The sequence below is a fragment of the Planktothrix sp. FACHB-1355 genome (assembly GCF_014748295.1).
GTDB classification, from domain to species: Bacteria; Cyanobacteriota; Cyanobacteriia; order Cyanobacteriales; family Aerosakkonemataceae; genus Aerosakkonema; species Aerosakkonema funiforme_A.
Window position 1 is genome coordinate 1 of the sequence record NZ_JACJUP010001080.1, and the last position, 2,422, is coordinate 2,422.

Sequence of the window (2,422 nt, forward strand, 5' to 3'; positions counted from 1 at the left end):
CGCTTGCGGTTGTTGTGCTTTCAGGTGATCGAGCGCTTTTGCTAAGACAGCATCAGGAATGGGCCATTTGCCAATTTGTTTGATGTCGTACTCATCCACCCTGACAATAACGATCCGCTCGTCGATCGGCTCAGAAGGTCGCTGGCGAAAATATAAATCCAAAGTCGCCCATTCCAGCATTTGAAACAAACCCACTGAGTTAGCGAGAATTGCTAACCCCGCAATGCTTGGTGCGGTAATCAGCACGCCGCGCCATTGTCCGATCGATCGTTGGAGTGGGCGAAGTATAGGATTGGGTAACATTCGGATTTCAAACTAGAAAAAAGCTTCTAGTTTAATAGTGGCTGTTTTGAAACCGCTTCTAATCCCACCGATTTTAACAATTCCTCCCACATAGTTGTTATCTTTGTATCTTGGGGTTGCGATCGCTTTAGCTCAGCCACAGTGGCAATTGTATCGTACCAAAGCCCTTCGTTGTTGTACAAAGCTGCACGCTCTACTGGTGTCGCTTTTTGTATTTGACTGTTTAGTTCCGGATTCGGTTCGACTCGCCGGATCTCTCCCTCTACTCCCGGACTATCTGGTCTGACCGTATTTCCACATACGACCACAAAGTACCACTTGTAATTCTTGCCCGTTTCTAACTCCGGTGCTTCATCCGGTATTTTAATACTGACAATACCCGCTTGCCCAGTAATTGTCAGCATTGTTCGATAAATATTTTTTTTTGTCTCATCCCTCAAAGTAAAAAATACTTTTCTAGCTGAAGTTTCCGGCATATAAACAAATAATGTCGGATGCTTTGCGGCTGTTTTTGCTTGCGTAGTGGTTGGCATCAGTGGGGCTATCCAAGGTGTGTTTGCTTTTGCATCTTGAGGACAAACCTTACCATCCGGACTGCGCGATGCTCCCCCGGCGGTATCGCTCGGTTTTCCGTCGCTCGGCGGGTCAAAATTTATCTCGATTAATGACTTTAGTTGATTGTGGTTTTCGTTACTCGGTATAAATTTTGCCTGTGATTGCTTTGCTATACCTAAACTCAGCAGGATTTGTGAAGATAAGGCTAGCGAAAATATTGTCAGAGGTAGAAAATTTTTGGGGCTGCTCATAATTGAATCCCTGGATCTAAAACTAGGTATTATAATTACTATATCTCGGTCATGTATAACAATTACAAAGTTTTGATTAAGGTTGTGTAAAAACATTTTTACATTTCTCCGCCGCTCTTATAACCAATTTCCTACCAAAACAAAGGGAGACCAGTAGAACGGATGCTCGAATTGGGGTGTTTTTAACAATGATAGTTGAGCGCGACGGAGAGCTTCCGCTTTAGTAACATGAGGTTGGCCAAGTTGAGAGTAAAACTCGGTGATGAGGGTGGCGGTGGATAAATCTTTTACCGACCACAAGGTCGCTAAAGTAGTGCGTGCGCCCGATTTGAGCGCTACTCCTGCCAATCCCAAAGCAGCGCGATTATCCCCGGCGGCAGTTTGACAGGCACTCAGGACAAGCAATTCGATCGCACTGGTTTCTTTTCCTTCTCTAGAGCGTAATATTTCTTCAAACCGCCGGACATTCAGTTTTTTATCCCAAGCAAGAATAAATGTTTCATCTGGGTTAGAACTGAATTGACCGTGAGTGGCTAAATGTACGATCGGGAATGAAGCCGCTTTTATTCGCGTAGATAAGTTTTCTTCGCTAAACTGCTGATTCAAAAGTATTTGGGAAGGCAGTTCCGATGCGATTCTTTTTAATTCCGCCTCGACTCCCGGTAAAGCTGAAAACCCACTTCTAGACTCAGTAAGTCCGGCGGTTAAAACTTCTAGGTGCTTTGCAGAGATCGATCGCGTTGGTAGTAATTGCAAACCGGGAGTTATAGCGATACTGTATTTTTCAATCAGATATTTTTGACCGTCATAAAGAATTGACATTGGCAAATTTCGCAAAGAACCATCCAGCACAAACACCAAAGTTTTAATTCCACTTGTAGCTAAATCTGTTTCTGCCGGTCGGATCAGCCAATCATAAACTTGTTGGGATACTTGCCAAAGCTCTTCCTGGGAAAAAATCGGGTTGATTGATTCTAGCAATTGTTCGAGAATACTTTCTACTTTACTTTCGGGCAAATCGGTTTTGTAGTGGCGCAGAGGTTTTTCTGGCAAAGATAAGATTACTTCTAAACGATCGCTCAAAATAATCGGGTAAATAACTGCGGCTTGCCGATCGATCGCATCAATTTGTTGCGGTTTGACATTCAAACAAGCTTCTCGAAAATAATTGTCTAATTCTGCTAGTTGTAGCGCTTCAATTAACTCACGAGCTTGAGCGATGCGATTGGGAATTTTGGATTTTGAATTTTCCGTTGATGCAGCAGAGTAGTCTGAGCTTTCATCTAGCAATAACCCAACTAGCTCGCGATAGA

General features: G+C 43.5%; 3 protein-coding genes. All 3 read right to left on the reverse strand.

The window, feature by feature from the left end; translation table 11 throughout:
* Positions 1 to 303 (reverse strand): CHASE2 domain-containing protein (locus H6S82_RS29225; protein ID WP_191057176.1); only part of this gene is annotated, 303 nt, incomplete at its 3' end.
* 26 nt (positions 304 to 329) lie between these two features.
* Positions 330 to 1,109: a DUF928 domain-containing protein gene (locus H6S82_RS29230; protein WP_190462577.1), complete on the reverse strand. Its 780-nt coding sequence runs from the start codon at positions 1,107 to 1,109 to the stop codon at positions 330 to 332.
* Positions 1,110 to 1,226: 117 nt separating this feature from the next.
* Positions 1,227 to 2,422 (reverse strand): CHAT domain-containing protein (locus H6S82_RS29235; protein WP_191057177.1); only part of this gene is annotated, 1,196 nt, incomplete at its 5' end.